Genomic DNA, 1,312 nt, shown 5'->3' on the forward strand with positions numbered 1-1,312 from the left:
GTATTCGTAAGCTGCCACAGCCAGTTGTTCCATTGTTCATCGGTTACATCTTTCCATAGCTCTATATCTTTCCAATTACGCTCGGGCTTATATAAGTCAAATAACATGGTAATACCTCCTGAGTCTTGATAGTAGTATTTAATGCAAGATGGATGCCAAAATTAACCAAAAACTACATATACCCATAAAAAAATCCGGATTACATGGTCCATCCGAATTTTAAACATTCAAGTATGTTTTTTCATTTTATATTGCAGGGTTTGCCGTGGAATCTTCAATAGTTTCGAGGCCTGAAAGACATTGCCTCCTGTTTGAAGAAGAGCCTCGGTGATCAACTTCGTCTCCATTTCCATCATTGCCTGACGCAGTGGAAGTATTTTTTCTTTTGAAGTGGGACGTTTTTTTAAAAACTGCGGCAAATCTTCAAGTGTTAATATATCTTTTTCTGTATGATTCATCATGAATTCTATCGTATGCTTAAGCTCTCTAACATTCCCTGGCCAATGATAATTCTGTAAGAAAACTTTTGTATTCTCATCAATTCCCTCTATGGAAAGTCCTAATTTCTTGTTATAGAATAAAATAAAATGATTAGTAAGGAGTAATATATCTTCAGGGCGCTCTCTCAACGGAGGCAGCTCATAGCTTAATACATGTAATCGGTAAAATAAATCTGCTCGTAACTTGTTTTCCGTAACGGCTTTTTTCGGATCTATATTCATCGCTGCCATAATTCTTACATCCACCTGGACATTCTTTGCGGCACCTATCCTCCTAATAAACCCGTCTTCAAGCACCCGCAGCAACTTTGCCTGCAGGTCAATCGGCATCGATTGTAATTCATCCAAAAACAAGGTGCCACCATTGGCCAATTCAAATAAACCCTGGCGATCCACTGCACCTGTATAACTGCCTTTAGCGGTACCGAATAATAGAGATTCTAATAAATTTTCTGGTAAAGCCGCACAATTTTGTGCGATGAACGGTTCTTTTCGGCGGTTAGAATCCTTATGGATACTTTGAACAAAAAGTTCTTTTCCTACACCGCTTTCTCCATAAACTAATACAGAGGAAGAGGAACGGGCAGCCTTTTTCCCTAGTGAGATTATGTTTCTGAATTCAGTATCACTGGTTAAAATATCGTTAAACGTATATAAATCACCATTCACTTCCGCTTTTTTTTCAGGACCTTTCATTGTCTTGAGCGAGCTTTCCAGGTCAGCTAACCGTTCAGATAACTGCTTCAAACTCGAATAATCCTTCGCTATTTCTATGGCACCAACTATAAACCCATCTACATAAATGGGGAGCG

At 38.7% G+C, this 1,312-nt stretch carries 1 protein-coding gene; it reads right to left on the reverse strand.

All coding sequences use genetic code 11. From position 1 onward, the window contains the following. Nucleotides 1–227: 227 nt before the first annotated feature. Nucleotides 228–1,312 (reverse strand): sigma-54 interaction domain-containing protein (locus AC1DUW_RS29245; protein WP_477644242.1); only part of this gene is annotated, 1,085 nt, incomplete at its 5' end.

This window comes from Peribacillus sp. P4_C12, from assembly GCF_056402095.1.